This window comes from Nonomuraea sp. NPDC050556, from assembly GCF_044457355.1.
Taxonomy (GTDB): domain Bacteria; phylum Actinomycetota; class Actinomycetes; order Streptosporangiales; family Streptosporangiaceae; genus Nonomuraea.
In genome coordinates, this window is sequence record NZ_JBITGU010000007.1 from 32,138 (window position 1) to 46,389 (window position 14,252).

The 14,252-nt window shown below is 70.2% G+C and carries 15 protein-coding genes; 11 read left to right on the forward strand and 4 right to left on the reverse strand.

Going from position 1 to position 14,252, the window contains the following annotated elements; translation table 11 throughout:
- Positions 1 to 126: 126 nt before the first annotated feature.
- Entirely contained in the window at positions 127 to 825 is a 699-nt protein-coding gene (locus ACIBG8_RS50380) for a DUF4097 family beta strand repeat-containing protein (protein WP_397350502.1), read from the reverse strand.
- Positions 826 to 965: 140 nt separating this feature from the next.
- Between ACIBG8_RS50380 and aceB the strand changes: the two genes are divergently transcribed.
- The 5 genes from aceB to ACIBG8_RS50405 are packed head-to-tail and all read left to right on the forward strand — an operon-like array spanning position 966 to position 7,015.
- On the forward strand, positions 966 to 2,504 hold the full coding sequence (aceB, locus tag ACIBG8_RS50385) for a malate synthase A (RefSeq protein ID WP_397350503.1): 1,539 nt from the start codon (positions 966 to 968) through the stop codon (positions 2,502 to 2,504).
- Positions 2,501 to 3,925, forward strand: a complete 1,425-nt coding sequence (locus ACIBG8_RS50390) for an FAD-binding oxidoreductase (RefSeq protein WP_397350504.1) — start codon at positions 2,501 to 2,503, stop codon at positions 3,923 to 3,925. Before aceB ends, ACIBG8_RS50390 begins: the two co-directional genes overlap by 4 nt.
- Positions 3,925 to 5,058, forward strand: a complete 1,134-nt coding sequence (locus tag ACIBG8_RS50395) for an FAD-binding oxidoreductase (protein WP_397350505.1) — start codon at positions 3,925 to 3,927, stop codon at positions 5,056 to 5,058. Before ACIBG8_RS50390 ends, ACIBG8_RS50395 begins: the two co-directional genes overlap by 1 nt.
- Positions 5,058 to 6,281 carry a (Fe-S)-binding protein gene (locus tag ACIBG8_RS50400; RefSeq protein ID WP_397350506.1) on the forward strand — a complete coding sequence of 408 codons (1,224 nt, stop codon included), beginning with the start codon at positions 5,058 to 5,060 and terminating at the stop codon, positions 6,279 to 6,281. The genes ACIBG8_RS50395 and ACIBG8_RS50400 overlap by 1 nt, the downstream gene beginning before the upstream one ends.
- Positions 6,278 to 7,015, forward strand: coding sequence for an IclR family transcriptional regulator (locus ACIBG8_RS50405; protein WP_397350507.1), 738 nt, complete (start codon positions 6,278 to 6,280; stop codon positions 7,013 to 7,015). Before ACIBG8_RS50400 ends, ACIBG8_RS50405 begins: the two co-directional genes overlap by 4 nt.
- Here ACIBG8_RS50405 and ACIBG8_RS50410 read toward each other — a convergent pair.
- Positions 6,993 to 7,919 carry an SPFH domain-containing protein gene (locus ACIBG8_RS50410; protein WP_397350508.1) on the reverse strand — a complete coding sequence of 309 codons (927 nt, stop codon included), beginning with the start codon at positions 7,917 to 7,919 and terminating at the stop codon, positions 6,993 to 6,995. The genes ACIBG8_RS50405 and ACIBG8_RS50410 overlap by 23 nt on opposite strands.
- 26 nt (positions 7,920 to 7,945) lie before the next feature.
- Between ACIBG8_RS50410 and ACIBG8_RS50415 the strand changes: the two genes are divergently transcribed.
- Genes ACIBG8_RS50415 through ACIBG8_RS50425 form a run of 3 tightly spaced genes read left to right on the forward strand, consistent with a single transcriptional unit; the run spans position 7,946 to position 10,845 of the window.
- Positions 7,946 to 8,680: an IclR family transcriptional regulator gene (locus ACIBG8_RS50415; protein ID WP_397350509.1), complete on the forward strand. Its 735-nt coding sequence runs from the start codon at positions 7,946 to 7,948 to the stop codon at positions 8,678 to 8,680.
- 4 nt (positions 8,681 to 8,684) lie between these two features.
- Positions 8,685 to 8,897, forward strand: a complete 213-nt coding sequence (locus ACIBG8_RS50420; protein ID WP_397350510.1) for a DUF2277 domain-containing protein — start codon at positions 8,685 to 8,687, stop codon at positions 8,895 to 8,897.
- Positions 8,898 to 8,955: 58 nt separating this feature from the next.
- Entirely contained in the window at positions 8,956 to 10,845 is a 1,890-nt protein-coding gene (locus tag ACIBG8_RS50425; RefSeq protein ID WP_397350511.1) for a hypothetical protein, read from the forward strand.
- On the opposite strand, the gene ACIBG8_RS50430 is transcribed toward ACIBG8_RS50425, so the two are convergent.
- Complete coding sequence (locus tag ACIBG8_RS50430) at positions 10,829 to 11,239, reverse strand: hypothetical protein (protein ID WP_397350512.1); 411 nt, start codon at positions 11,237 to 11,239, stop codon at positions 10,829 to 10,831. The two genes, ACIBG8_RS50425 and ACIBG8_RS50430, sit on opposite strands and share 17 nt — an antisense overlap.
- A 75-nt stretch (positions 11,240 to 11,314) precedes the next feature.
- Between ACIBG8_RS50430 and ACIBG8_RS50435 the strand changes: the two genes are divergently transcribed.
- The 3 genes from ACIBG8_RS50435 to ACIBG8_RS50445 are packed head-to-tail and all read left to right on the forward strand — an operon-like array spanning position 11,315 to position 13,541.
- Positions 11,315 to 11,992: a response regulator transcription factor gene (locus tag ACIBG8_RS50435; RefSeq protein WP_397350513.1), complete on the forward strand. Its 678-nt coding sequence runs from the start codon at positions 11,315 to 11,317 to the stop codon at positions 11,990 to 11,992.
- Entirely contained in the window at positions 11,989 to 13,206 is a 1,218-nt protein-coding gene (locus tag ACIBG8_RS50440; RefSeq protein ID WP_397350514.1) for a sensor histidine kinase, read from the forward strand. The genes ACIBG8_RS50435 and ACIBG8_RS50440 overlap by 4 nt, the downstream gene beginning before the upstream one ends.
- 35 nt (positions 13,207 to 13,241) lie before the next feature.
- Positions 13,242 to 13,541 (forward strand): PepSY domain-containing protein, encoded by a 300-nt coding sequence (locus ACIBG8_RS50445; RefSeq protein WP_397350515.1) that lies wholly within the window; start codon positions 13,242 to 13,244, stop codon positions 13,539 to 13,541.
- Here the strand turns inward: ACIBG8_RS50445 and ACIBG8_RS50450 are convergent.
- Entirely contained in the window at positions 13,538 to 14,215 is a 678-nt protein-coding gene (locus ACIBG8_RS50450; RefSeq protein ID WP_397350516.1) for an HNH endonuclease family protein, read from the reverse strand. The two genes, ACIBG8_RS50445 and ACIBG8_RS50450, sit on opposite strands and share 4 nt — an antisense overlap.
- Positions 14,216 to 14,252 lie beyond the last annotated feature (37 nt).

Consider the following 14,252-nt stretch of genomic DNA (forward strand, 5'->3'; position numbering starts at 1 on the left):
TCGCGGACAGCCGAGCCCCACACAGCCGGGTCGCGGATAACCGAGCCCCACACAGCCGGGTCGCGGACGGCGGGGCCCCAGACCGCGGGGCCGCCGGCAGCGGGCGTGAGCGATCCGAGCGGCGCCTTAGCCAGGCAGTACGCTCACGTCGCCTGAACCGGCGCTCAACGAGATCTTGTGCGCGGACTTGGGGTCGTTGGTGACCTTGATGTCGGAATCACCAGAGCCGATGTCCGTGGAAACCGCATAAGCCCCAGCAGGCACGTAAATCTGGGTATCCCCCGACCCCGTCCGCGTCTCCACGCTGTCCGGCGCGACCGCGAACTTCAGCTCCAACGTCCCCGACCCGTTCTCCGCCACCACCGTCTTCGACGTCAGCCCGTTGGACTGCACGTCGCCAGAGCCCAGCTTGGCCTCCAGCGCCCCCGACAGCGACCGCAACGTCACGTTCCCCGACCCCGCGTCCAGGATGACCTGCAACCCCCGAGGCACCTCGATCCGGTAGTTCACCCCGCAACTCCCGAAGGCGTCGCTCTTGCACTCGTAGGACATGATCAACGTCTCGCCCTCGACCTTGTGCTCGGGCTTCGGCTCGTTCTTGCGCCAGTAGAGGTTCTCGGTGACCTTGATCCCCGTCCGGTCGGTCTCCGTGATGACGGTGTCACCGGAGCCGCTCGTCAGGTTCAGGCTCGCGACCTTGTCGGTCACGTCATAAGTCGTCTCTTTGTGCTGGTTCGCCCCGCCGATCCCGGCGAACCCACAGCTCGTCAGCGCGACCGATGCGGCCAGCGCCGCGCCAGCAATGGCCACAGTCCTCATGTTCATGGAGCCAATCCTGCCGCTCCCCGCAGGCACCGGCATCGGGGATACCCCCGAGGCCACCCCGCCTTTGACCCCCGAGAGACCATGAAGTAGCTTCCTTCCATAATTCAGAAGTCATTTTCCACAATGCGGAAAGAGATCCCATGGAAAACGAGATCCTCACGCCGGAAGCCCTGGAGTTCGTGGCCACCCTGGAGCGCGAGTTCGGCGCCAGGCGCCTGGAGCTGCTCGAAGCACGTCAGGTACGGCAGGCAGAACTGTCGGCCGGCGGGACCCTCGACTTCCTCCCCGAGACCAAGGCGGTCAGGGACGGCGACTGGACGGTCGCTCCCCCGGCGCCCGGCCTGGAGGACCGCAGGGTGGAGATCACCGGCCCGGTGGACCGCAAGATGACCATCAACGCCCTCAACTCCGGCGCCAAGGTGTGGCTGGCCGACTTCGAGGACGCCAACTCCCCGCTGTGGGAGAACTGCGTGAACGGCCAGCTCAACCTGCGCCTGGCCCTCGACCGCGAGATCGACTTCGAGCAGGGCGGCAAGTCCTACACGCTGAAGGACGACGCCGAGCTGGCCACGATCGTGGTCCGCCCGCGCGGCTGGCACCTGGAGGAGAAGCACGCGGGCGGCATGTCGGCGAGCCTGTTCGACTTCGGCCTCTACTTCTTCCACTGCGCCCAGAGGCAGATCGACAAGGGCAAGGGCCCCTACTTCTACCTGCCGAAGATGGAGTCGCACCTGGAGGCGCGGCTCTGGAACGACGTCTTCGTCCGGGCCCAGGACCTGCTCGGCATCCCGCAGGGGACGATCAGGGCGACCGTGCTCATCGAGACGTACCCGGCGGCGTTCGAGATGGAGGAGATCCTCTACGAGCTGCGCGACCACTCGGCCGGGCTCAACGCGGGCCGCTGGGACTACCTGTTCTCGGTGATCAAGAAGTTCAGGACGCGCGGGCGCGAGTTCCTGCTGCCCGAGCGCAACGCGGTGACCATGACGGCCCCGTTCATGCGCGCCTACACCGAGCTGCTGGTGCGTACCTGCCACAAGCGCGGCGCGCACGCGATCGGCGGCATGGCGGCCTTCATCCCCAGCCGCAGGGACCCCGAGGTCAACGCGACCGCGATGGCCAAGGTGACGGCCGACAAGACGCGCGAGTCCGGCGACGGGTTCGACGGCTCGTGGGTGGCGCACCCCGACCTGGTGCCGATCTGCCGCGAGGTGTTCGACAACATCCTCGGCGACCGGCCCAACCAGCTCGACAACAAGCGTGAGGACGTCCACGTGACGGCCGCCGATCTCCTCGCGGTGAACCAGACCCCGGGCGACATCACCGAGGCGGGCCTGCGCAACAACGTGGACGTGGCGCTGCGCTACCTGGCCGCCTGGATGGGCGGGCTCGGTGCGGTCGCGATCCACAACCTCATGGAGGACGCGGCGACCGCCGAGATCTCCCGCTCGCAGATCTGGCAGTGGATCCACAACGACATCGCGCTGGCCGACACCGGCAACGTCGTGACCAAGGAGCTCGTCGAGCGGATCATCGCCGAGGAGCTGGCCAAGATCGCGCAGGAGCCCGGCTACGACGAGGGCCTTTACAAGCAGGCGGCGGAGCTCTTCAAGGAGGTCGCGCTGGACGATGATTTCGCCGAGTTCCTCACGCTTCCGGCTTATGCTCGGATGCCATGATCCCTCTCGATGAGCTGCGCGAGGTCGCCGAGATCATCACCGATCCAGTGCGCCTGCGCACCTACGAGTCCGACGGGCTGACCTATCACCGGGCCACCCCGGGCGTCGTGGTGCTCGCCGAGTCCGCCGAGCAGATCGCCGCCGTGGTCAGGCTGTGCAACGTGTACGGCGTGCCGTTCGTGGCCCGCGGTTCCGGCACCGGCCTGTCCGGCGGCGCGCTGCCCAGGACGGACGGCGTGCTGATCGTCACCTCGAAGATGCGCCGCATCCTGGAGATCGACCTGCCGGGACGGCGCGCGGTGGTCGAGCCTGGCGTCACCAACCTGGCGATCACCGAGGCGGTCAGGGAGCAGGGCTACTACTACGCCCCCGACCCGTCCAGCCAGCAGATCTGCTCGATCGGCGGCAACGTGGCCGAGAACTCGGGCGGCGCGCACTGCCTGAAATACGGCTTCACGGTCAACCACGTCGAGGCGTGCGAGATCGTCACTCCGGACGGCGACATCATCCAGCTCGATCGGATGGACCCCGGCTACGACCTCCTCGGCGCCTTCGTCGGCTCCGAGGGCACCCTGGGCATCACGACCAAGATCACGGTACGGCTCAGCCGTACGCCCGAAAGCGTGATCACGGTGCTGGCCGCCTACGACGACATCGAGCAGGGCGGCCAGGCGGTCTCGGAGATCATCGGCGCGGGCATCGTCCCCGCCGCGATCGAGATGATGGACGCCCTGGCCATCGAGGCGGCCGAGGCGGCCGTCGCCTGCCGGTATCCGGAAAAGGCGGGAGCCGTCCTCATCGTCGAGCTGGACGGGCCGCAGCAGGAGGTCGAGCGGCAGTTCGAGCAGCTCAAGGAGATCTGCAGGGGCGCGTTCGAGCTGCGCGTCGCGGCCGACGCGGCCGAGCGGGCGGCCATCTGGAGGGGTCGCAAGTCGGCCTTCGCGGCGGTCGGCCGCATCAGCCCCGCCTACATCGTGCAGGACGGCGTCGTGCCGCGCACGGCACTCCCCCAGGTTCTCGCCGCGATCGACCGGATCTCCCAGGAACACGGCATCAGGGTCGCCAACGTCTTCCACGCGGGCGACGGCAACCTGCACCCGCTCGTGCTGTTCGACGACGCGGAGCCGGGCGCGGGCGAGCGCGCCGAGACGGTGTCCGGCGCGATCCTCGACCTGTGCATCGAGCACGGCGGCTCGATCACCGGCGAGCACGGCGTCGGGGTGGACAAATCCCGCTATATGCCGAAGATGTTCACGGACGAGGATCTCGACACCATGCAGCTCGTCCGCTGCGCCTTCGACCCGCACGGCCTGTCCAACCCGGGCAAGGTCTTCCCCACGCCGCGGCTGTGCGGCGAGGTGCCTGGGGTGCGCAAGGGCGTGCATCCGCTGGTCGAGGCGGGAAAGGCGGAGCAGTTCTGATGCAGGGGGTCACGGTGCGGGACGCCGGTCCCGGCGACGCCGTCGAAGGGGTCCAGCCGCGGTGGGTGGCGCTGCCCGAGTCGGTCGAGGAGATCGCCGCGGTGCTGCGGTCGTGCGCGGAGCGGGACCTGGCCGTGGTGCCCGTGGGCGGCGGGACCAAGCTGCACTGGGGTTCGCCGCCTGAGCGTTGCGACGTGTTGCTCGACCTGTGCTGCCTCAACGAGATCGTCGAGCACGCTGCCGGGGATCTGGTGGTCCGCACCCAGCCAGGGGTGACGATGGAGGCGCTGGCCGAGGTGCTGGCGGGCAAGGGGCAGGAGCTTGCGCTCGACGTGCCGCTGGAGGGGGCGACGGTCGGTGGCACGCTGGCCACGGCTACGGCGGGGCCGCGGTCGCTGCGGTACGGCACGGCCAGGGATCTGCTGATCGGCATCACGGTCGTGCTGGCTGACGGGACGATCGCACGGTCCGGGGGCAAGGTCGTCAAGAACGTGGCGGGCTATGACCTCGGGAAGCTGTTCACTGGCTCGTACGGCACGCTGGGCGTGATCGCGGAGGCCACGTTCCGCCTGCACCCCTTGCCTGCCGATCGGCGCTGGGTGGTGGGTGAGGCGAGTGAGGCTCTCCTGGAAACCCTCGCGGCCAGCCAGGCGGAGCCGTCGGGCATCGCGGTCGACCTGCCCAGCGGTACGGTGGCCGTCCTTCTGGAGGGTTCTGCGGCGGACCGAAGGGCGGCCGCGATCGGCCTGCTGATGGGAGGCCGCGTGACGGACACCGCGCCTGGGTGGTGGGGCGCGTTGCCGGGTGAAGGGGCCGATGACGAGGTGCTCGTGGAGGTGCGGGCGCGGGTCACCGAGGCCGACGCGCTGATCCGGGCGCTCGGTGACGCTCCGGCCAGGATGTGGGTGGCCGACCATCTGGTGGCGCACGTCGCACCACCACCCGGCAGCGACCCGACCGCCCTCGTGACCCGCCTTCGTGAAGACGCGGGGTGGCGCACCCGGGTGGTTGCCGGGCGGGTGGGGGTGGATCGGTGGGGGGCGGTCGATGCGCTGCCGCTGATGCGGCGGGTCAAGGAGCGGTTCGATCCCGGGCGAAGGATGTCTCCCGGACGTTTCGTGGGAGGCATCTGATGGACCCGGAACTCATCAACGACTGCGTGCACTGCGGCTTCTGCCTGCCCACCTGCCCGACCTACGTCCTGTGGGGCGAGGAGATGGACTCCCCACGCGGCCGCATCCACCTGATGAAACAGCACGTCGAAGGCGTCCCCATCACCCCCGAGATGGCCGGGCACTTCGACGCCTGCCTCGGCTGCATGGCGTGCGTCACCGCCTGCCCGTCCGGCGTGCGGTACGACCGGCTGATCGAGCAGACCAGAGCCGAGGTCGAGACGAAACACGTGCGCGACCCCCAGGAGCGGGCCGTACGCGGGATCGTCTTCTCCCTCTTCCCCTACCCGCGCAGGCTGCGGCTGCTCAGGCTGCCGATGAAGCTCACCGGACGGCTGCAGCCGTTCCTGGCAAGGGTGCACCCGAGCCTCGGCGCGATGGCGGCACTCAAGCCGGACACCGGCAAGAGGCAGCGCCTGCCGCGCAGGGTGCGCGCGAGGGGCCCGCGCAGGGCGGTGGTGGGCATGCTCACCGGCTGCGTGCAGGGCGAGTTCTTCCCGCAGGTCAACGCGGCGACGGCGCGCGTGCTCGCGCTGGAGGGCTGCGAGGTGGTCATCCCGCAGGGCCAGGGCTGCTGCGGGGCGCTGAGCACCCATTCAGGGCGCAACGACCAGGCCAGAAGGTTCGCCAAGCGGACGATCAGGACCTTCGAGCGCGCCGGGGTCAGGACCGTGGTGGTCAACGCGGCGGGGTGCGGATCGTCGATGAAGGAGTACACGGAGCTGCTGGCCGGGGAGCCGGAGTGGGCGGCCAGGGCGCGGGCGATCAGGACCGTCGACCTGGCGGAGTGGCTGGCCGAGCTGGGGCCGGTGGCCGAGCGGCACCCGCTGCCCGTCAAGGTCGCCTATCACGACGCCTGCCACCTGGCGCACGCGCAGGGCATCAGGAGCCAGCCGCGCGAGCTGTTGCGTGGCATCCCCGGGCTGACGCTGAGCGAGGTGCCCGAGTCGGCGATCTGCTGCGGCTCCGCCGGGACGTACAACATCTTCCAGCCGGAGGCGGCCCGCGAGCTGGGCGACCGCAAAGCAGGAAATGTCAGGACTACGGGGGCTGAGCTGCTCGTCTCGGCCAACCCCGGGTGCACGATGCAGATCGTCGCGGCGATGCGGCGTAAGGGCGACGACATCAGGGTCGCGCACACCGCCGAGGTCCTGGACGCCTCCCTGCGAGGGGTAACCCTGTGAGCGTGCAGTCCGTCGACCGGGCGCTCGACGTGATGGAGGCGCTGGCCGCCCACGGCGGTGAGGCAGGGCTGTCGGAGATCGCCCAGCGCACCGGCCTGCCGTACGGGACCATCCACCGGCTGCTGCGCACGCTGCTCGACCGCGGGTACGTCCGGCAGGAGTCCGACCGCCGCTACGCGCTCGGCGGCGCGCTCGTACGGCTGGCCGGGGTCGCCGAGCGCATGGTCGGGGTGTGGGCGCAGCCGTACCTCACCAGGATGGTCGAGCTGTCCGGTGAGACGGCCAACCTGGCGGTGCTGGAGGGCGACTTCGTCGTCTACGTCGCCCAGGTGCCCTCGCCGCGCAGGCTGCGGATGTTCGCCGAGGTCGGCCGCAGGGTGCTGCCGCACAGCACGGCCGTGGGCAAGGTGCTGCTGGCCGACAGGTCCCAGGCCGAGGTCCTGGCCCTGCTGGAGCGCACCGGCATGCCCAAGCGGACGGCCAACACCATCACCACCGCGCCCGCCCTCCTGGAGAAGCTCGAGGAGGCCAAGGAGCGGGGCTTCGCCATGGACCTCGGCGAGGAGGAGCTGGGCGTGCACTGCCTGGCCGTCCCCGTGCGGGACGGCGAGCGGGTGATCGCGGCGATGTCGGTGTCCGGCCCCGCCGAGCGCATCGACGCGCTCGACAGGACCGAGCTGGCCGAGGGAATGTGCAAGATCGCCGCGGAGTTCAGTCGCGACCTCGGGGCGTGATGTTGACGCTGCCGTCCTGAGGCACGGGCACCACGTCGACCTTGCCCTCCTGGATGGCCTTCCACATGATCGCGCCGTTGGGGCCGAGGACCTTCACCAGGTCCTGGATCGACTCCAGCTCGGTCTTCACCTTGGCGTTGATCTGCTGCTGGGCCAGGTTCTGCTGCTTGGCGGCCTGCTCGGCGGCGAGCGCGCTGATCAGGCTCTCCGGCGGCTGCGGCTTCTGGATGGTCAGCACGACGTCGCCGCAGTCGCCGGTGCCCGCGTAGTTGGGCTGGCAGAAGTACTCGGCGCCAGCGGTCTCCTTGATGAACTGCCTGGCGAGCTGGCCGACGCGCTGCTCCCACTGCTGCTTGACCGCCGGGTCGTTGAACAGCTTCTTCCACTCGAACTCCTGCGAGGCGGCGTCCATCGCCCGGTCGAGCGGCTGCTTGAAGTAGAAGTTGAGCATCTTGGTCCAGCCGCGCGACTCGCCGTCCTCGAAGTAGGCGCCGAACTTGCGGCCGATCTTCTCGTGGAACTGCTGCAGGACCTTGCAGTCGGTGTTGAGCGTGAAGGTGGCCGACCCGGCGACCTTCATCTCGACGTTGTCCTTGGAGACGATGCTGATCCCGCCGGACTCGGACGTGTCGGTGCCGGAGAAGTCGAACGTGCGCTGGCCGAACGGGTAGTGGTAGGCGGTGTCACCGGGCCCGAGCAGGGTGGCGCCGCTGGAGGGGTTGATGCACCGCTCGAACTTGATCGCCTCGAACGTGCCGCCCGCGTAGTGCAGCACGACCTCGTCCGGCTCGGTGCTGACCCGCGAACACCCCGTGGCGGTGAACCCGAGCACCACGGCCAGAACCACCGCTAACCAGAACGCCCGCCAGAGCCAGGACCGCTTGCCACTTCGCTGATTATTCACGCGCCGAGATACTAGTCTGTTGCGCTATGAGCAACAGCTCGGTTCAGTCAGTCGATCGGGCGATCGCGATCCTGGAGATCCTCGCCCGCAAGGGCGCGACGCGGGTGACCGACCTCGCCGCCGCCCTCGACGTGCACAAGTCGACCGCGTTCCGCCTGCTCGGCGCGCTGGAGCAGGGCGGTCTGGTGGAGCAGAGCGGCGACCGCGGCCGCTACCGGCTCGGCTTCGGCGTCGTACGGCTCGCCGGGGCGGCCACCGCGCAGCTCGACCTGTCCAGGGAGAGCCGCGAGGTGTGCCTGCGCCTGGCCCAGGAGGTCGGCGAGACGGTCAACATAGCCGTCGCCCAGGACGGGCACGCCGTCAACATCAGCCAGGTCCGCGGCCCTGCCGCGATCAGCGGCCACAACTGGGTGGGCCAGCGCACTCCCCCGCACGCGACCTCCAGCGGCAAGGTGCTCATCGCCTTCGGCGCGCTGGCGCCGCCGGAGAAGCTGGAACGCTACACGCCGCACACCCTTCAGAGCCTCGACGACCAGCTCGCCGAGATCAGGGAGCGCGGCTACGGCTCGACGATCGAGGAGCTGGAGCTCGGGCTCAACGCGGTCGCCGCGCCGATCAGGGGCGCGGACGGCGCGGTGATCGCCGCGGTCAGCGCGTCCGGGCCGTCCTACCGGCTGACCCCCGAGCGCATCCCGGACATAGGCCGCATCCTTGTGCAGGGCGCCGACGAGATCAGCGAGCGCATCGGCTATTACCGTTAGGGGCATGTGCCGAAGCATCAAGACCCTGCGCCCGCCGTACACCGAGGACGTGACCGAGGAGGACGTGCGCGCGGCAGCCCTGCAGTACGTCAGGAAGATCTCCGGGTTCCGCGCGCCGGCCGCGCACAACGCGGAGGCGTTCGACCGGGCCGTCGCCGAGATCACCCGCGCCTCGGAAGAGCTGCTCGCCTCGCTCCAGGTTCGCGGAGCCCATTGACAGTTTCCCCAGGTAGGGGGAGTCTCCCGGTGTAGCCTTCGATCCTCCGGGAGCCTCAATGATCAGTGGGCTTTATCGCGGCCAGGACCTCGAGTTGCGCGTCGACGTGGACGGGAACCGGCCGATGGGCCGGGTCAGCGGCGACCTGTTCACCACCGCTGGGGCGACGACGTCGTACGTGGGTTCGTTCGTGGTCAACACGCCCACGGTGAACGGCGGGCAGATCGAGGGGCTGGGCGTCTTCAGCTTCGCCGTACCCACCAAGGCCGTGACGGTGTCGATCACCGAGAGCGCCGCGACCGCGTCCGTCGGCGGCAGGGACTACGAGCTGACGTTCGCGTCGCGGTTCTTCCGCACGGTCGACGTCGAGCAGGACTCGGTGGTGGGCACCGTGCCGTTCGTCGACTACAACACCGGCTCGCTGCCCGGCCCGTCCGGCTCTCCCGCCAGGACCCTGGGAGTGGCGGCCGCCTACGCCGAGGCGGGCATCGAGGTGCGTACGGCTCCGCCGGGCGTGATCCCGACCGGCATCGAGGGCGCCGACCTGGCGTGGGACGACGCCGAACTGCACCACGCGATGACGCAGCAGTTCAGCATGTTCGGCAACGCGCCCGCGTGGAAGTTGTGGCTGCTGGTGGCCAGCAAGCACGTGGGCGGCTACCGCGGCATCATGTTCGACTACAACGACGCGTTCCAGCGCCAGGGCTCCGCCGTCTTCTACGACGCGATCAAGGGCGACTCGGCGGCGGCGCAACGCGCCCAGCTCCGCACCTACGTGCACGAGCTCGGCCACGCCTTCAACCTGCTGCACTCGTGGCAGAAGAACCTGGGCAACCCGCCCCAGCCCCTCGGCCCGCGCGGCGGCTTCGGCGACCTGTCGTGGATGAACTACGTCCAGAACTACCAGCCCGGCGGCGAGTCGGGCTACTGGGCCGCGTTCCCCTTCCAGTTCACCGACAACGAGCTCGTCCACCTGCGCCACGGTTTCTTCCGCGAGGTCGTCATGGGCGCCAACGCCTTCGGCACGGGCGCCGCCGAGATCGCCCCGTTCGAGCAGCCCCTCGACGACCGGTCCGGCCTGCTGCTGGAGGTGCGCGCCAAGGAGTCGTTCTGCTTCGGCGAGCCCGTGGTCGTCGAGCTCAAGCTGTCGACGGCCGGAGAGCCGCGCCTCACGCACAGCCACCTGCACCCGGACACCGAGTTCACCCAGATCGCCATCACCCAGCCGTCCGGCAGGACCGTCCTCTACCGGCCGATGATGCGCCACTGCGTCGACCAGTCGCTGGAGGTCAGGCTCGACGCGGCCAACCCGGCCATGTACCGCAGCGCCTACATCGGGCACGGACGCGACGGCCACTACTTCCAGCAACCCGGCGAGTACCAGGTCAGAGCCCAGTACATCGCGGCCGACGGCTCCCGCATCGTGTCGCCGTCGTGCCTGGTCAGGGTGCGTTACCCGATCTCGCACGACGACCACCGGGTGGCCGAGCTGATGCTGGGCGAGGACCAGGGCAAGCTGTTCTCCCTGCTCGGCTCGGACTCCCCCACGCTGCGCTCGGGCAACGACGCCCTCGACGAGGTCATCGACCGGTACGGCACGCACCCCCTGTCGATCTACGCCCGCATGGTCAAGGGGCTCAACGCCGAGCGGGGGTTCAAGAACATCACGTCGGCCAAACGCCTGGTGGTGCGCGCCCCCGATCCGAAGGAGAGCATCGAGCAGCTCAGCGAGGTGGCCCGCGAGGCGACGATCGACAACATCACGCTCAACATGGTCATGCGCCGCCTGGCCAGGGCGGAGGCGCGTCAGGGCGACCTGGTCAAGGCGAACGCGGTGATGGACGACATGGTCGCCACCTTCGCCGCCAAGGGCGTGAACCCGTCGGTGATGCGGCAGATCAAGCGGCAGGCGGAGCTGACCAAGGACGCGCTCAGCGCGGAAGCATGACCGGTTCGCCGTTTGCGCAGCCGAGTTCGAGCTCGACGTCCTCGCCCTCGTCGGCCTCGAACTCGACCTTCACCTTGTCGTCGGGGTCGGTGTCCGGGTCGTCGACGGCGTAGCCCTGGGCCGGGCTGGCCGAGCGGACCTGGACGAGGCCGTCGTGGCAGGAGGCGATGACGGTGCCGCCCGCCGTACGGAAGGCCTTGGGGGTGCCGTTCGCCGGAGCAGGGGCTCCTGACGCCAGAGCGGGCGCGGAACCCAGCGCGGCGCGGGCCTCCTCCTGGGTCATCACCCGGCCGGAGGCGCCGGTGAGCGACCCGCCGAGCAGCCCGAGCACCGCCACGGCCGCCGCCGTGGCGGCGACGGCGGTGGCCAGCCAGGCCAGCACGAGCCTCTTCATCACCCCAGCGTCCCCCATCGCTCTTTAAAGCCAGGTTAACGTGGCCATAAACCGCAAGCGGCTACGGTTCTTCCCATGGCGGACATCCTGCTCATCGAGGACGACGTGACCATCCGGACGGCCCTCACCCGGGGCCTGCGCGAGCGCGGTCACGCCGTCTCCTCCTCCCCCACCGCGCTCGACGGGCTCCGCCTGGCCGTCCAGGACCGGCCCGACCTCATCGTGCTCGACCTCGGCCTGCCCGACCTGGACGGCAAGGAGCTGCTGCGCATGCTGCGGGCGGTCAGCCAGGTGCCGGTGATCGTCGCGACGGCCCGGGACGGCGACGCGGCGATGGTGCCCGTCCTCGACGCGGGCGCCGACGACTACGTGGTCAAGCCCTACACCGCGGCCCAGCTCGACGCCAGGATCCGCGCGGTGCTCCGCCGCACCAGCTCGCCGCAGGCGGCGGCGCTGGAGGTGGGCGGCCTGGTCGTCGATCCGCGCGCCAGGACGGCCACGCTGGACGGCTCCGCGCTCGATCTGACGCCGCGCGAGTTCGACGTGCTGCACTACCTGGCCGCCCGCCCCGGCGAGGTGGTTACCAGGCGCGAGCTGCTGACCGAGGTCTGGCAGGTCCCGTACGGCGGCGCCGACAAGACCGTCGACGTGCACCTGTCGTGGCTGCGCCGCAAGCTCGGCGAGACCGCCTCGTCCCCGCGCTACCTGCACACCGTGCGCGGCGTCGGCGTCAAGCTGGTCGACCCGTCGTGAGGCGGTGGCTCGCCCTGCTGGTGGCGGCGACGACGTCGCTGGTGCTGATCGCGCTGCTGGTCCCGATGGCGCTGCTGATCAGGGCCGTCGCGGAGAACGGCGCTGTCGTGCGCGCCACCACCGCGGCAGAGTCGGTGGCCGTCGCGGTGGGCACGCCCGAGCTGGAGCTGACGGTGGCGCGCGTCTCGCTGCCGCTGACCGTCTTCCTCCCCGGCGGCCGCACGCTCGGCCGCCCCGTCGAGCCCTCCGACGCCGTACGGCTGGCACAGACCGGGCGCAGCCTGACCGCCGAGGCGCCCGGCGGCAGGGAGGTGCTGGTGTCCGCGCGGTCCAGCGAGGGCACGGCCGTGATCAGGGTGTTCGTCGGCGACGCCGAGCTGCTGAAGGGCGTGCCGCAGGCGTGGCTGGCGCTGCTGGTGCTGGGTGTCGGGCTGGTGGCGCTCGGCATCGTGCTCGCCGACCGGCTGGCCCGCGCGGTGACCACGCCGATCGCCGGACTGGCCGGGGTCTCGCACCGCCTCGCCGGAGGCGATCTGGCCGCGCGGGCCACGCCGGGCGGGCCGCCCGAGGTCAGGTCGGTGGCGCTCGCGCTCAACCACCTGGCAGGGCGCATCGACGACCTGCTGGCCGCCGAGCGGGAGTCGGTCGCCGACCTGTCGCACCGGCTGCGCACGCCGCTCACCGGCCTGCGTCTGGACGCCGAGGCGCTGCGCGACCCGGCGGAGGCGGCCCGCATCGCCGAGCGGGTGGACGCACTGGAGCGGGCGGTGAGCGCGGTGATCACCGAGGCCAGGCAGCGCTCGGCGGAACGCGCCTCGTGCGACGCGGCCGCCGTGGTGGCAGACCGGGTGCTGTTCTGGTCGGTGCTGGCCGAGGACCAGGAGCGCGAGGTGACCCTGGAGCTGGATGCGGGCCCCCTGCCCGTGGCCGTCGGCGCGGCCGAGCTGGCCGCGTGCGTGGACGCCCTGCTGGGCAACGTCTTCGCGCACACCCCCGAGGGGACGGCCTTCGGGGTACGGCTGTCGCCCGGAGTGTCGCTGACGGTGTGGGACGCGGGCCCCGGGTTCTCCCCGGAGTTCCTGGAGCGGGGCACCAGCGGGGCAGGGTCCACGGGGCTGGGTCTCGACATCGCCCGCCGTACGGCCGCGTCGTTCGCGGTGACGCGCGCGCCGGACGGCGGCGCGCAGGTCTCGCTGACGTTAACCCCCGCTTAGCGCGCCTTTACCGTGGATCGCGATGTGCTGGGGGCATGCAGATCACCACGAAGATCATCGCCGTCAGCGTCGGAACCATGGTTCTCGTCGGAGCCGGGAGCGCCGCGTTCGCCATGACCCGCGAGGGTCCGGCGATCACCCGCGAGCAGGCCGTGAAGATCGCCCAGACCGAGGTGCCCGGGGCGCGCGTCACCGACGTCGACTACGAGCACCGCTGGGGCACGCGCCCCGCGCACTGGGACGTCGAGCTCAAGACCGGCACCACCGAGCACGACGTCGAGATCCACGCGACCACCGGCAAGATCCTCGACCACGACGTGGAGACCGACGACTAGCAGTTGCTGAGGATGCCCTCCATGGCCGTCTTCTCCGCCGCCGTCACCCAGACGTCGTACTTCGCCTTCACCGAGATCTGGCGCGCGATGTACGCGCACCGGTACGCCTTGCGCGGCGGGAGCCAGGTGGCGGCGTCGGAGTCGCTCTTCTGCCCGTTGAGCGGCCCGTCGACGGCCAGGAGGTTCAGCGGGTCGTTGGCCAGCTGCTTGCGCTTGTCGGCCGACCACTGCTGGGCGCCCTTCTGCCAGGCGTCCGACAGCGGGATCACATGGTCGATCTGCACGTCGGTGCTGGTGTCCTGGCCGCGCTTGAACTTGATCGTCTTGCCGCTGTAGGGGTCGTCCAGGACGCCGGTCAGCACGATGCAGTCGTGGGTGCCCGGCTTGAAGGTCTCGTCGTGCAGGTCGCGCTTGAGGATGTCGTTGCGGGTGTCGCACCCGTTGTGGTCGACGTCGGACCAGGCGGGGCCGAAGTTGTCGCGGTCGAAGCCGGTGCGCGGGGCCCGGCCCTTGACCTTGAGCGTCTTGAGCTGCTCCTTCGCCTTGCCGACGTCGGCGGGCTCCGTCTTGTCGCCCTTGTCGCCCTTGACGGCCGGAGCCGCCGCCTCCAGCCCGCTGCACCCGGTGAGCAATGCCACCATGGCCAGCCCGGCACCGAGCTCACGTACCCGCAAAGCAACCCCCAGACCTTGAATGTGCAAAGTCTAGGTC